General features: G+C 76.0%; 1 pseudogene. It reads right to left on the bottom strand.

Annotated elements, in window-relative coordinates:
* A pseudogene (locus tag B7767_RS39585) lies at positions 1-366 on the bottom strand (hypothetical protein); the annotation flags it as partial.

The following is a 366-nucleotide window of genomic DNA, read 5'->3' as shown; positions in this document are numbered from 1 at the left end:
CGCCGGGTCGTCGCTGGGGGTCCCCGCCACCGCCATGGCGGGGAACATGTCGGTGAGCAGGTTGACCAGGAGGAGCTGACGGGTCGACAGCGGTGAGGAGCCGGCGAGCAGGGTGCCCAGCACGCTGAAGCCGACCTCGCCCGCGTTGCCGCCGATGAGGATGCTGACCGCGTCGGCGACGCTGCGCCACAGCGCGCGTCCCTCGCCGACGGCGTCCACCAGGACGGACAGGTCGCCGGTGGTGAGCACCAGGTCGGCGGCGTTGCGGGCGGCGGCGGAGCCGCGGGCCTCGATGCCGACGCCCACGTCGGCGGCGCGGATGGCGGCGGCGTCGTTGGCGCCGTCGCCCGCCATCGCCACCACCCG

This window comes from Streptomyces sp. 13-12-16, from assembly GCF_002114215.1.
GTDB lineage: Bacteria > Actinomycetota > Actinomycetes > Streptomycetales > Streptomycetaceae > Streptomyces.
Note: the sequence above shows the minus strand (reverse complement) of the source record. Positions and strands in the feature narration are given on the sequence as shown.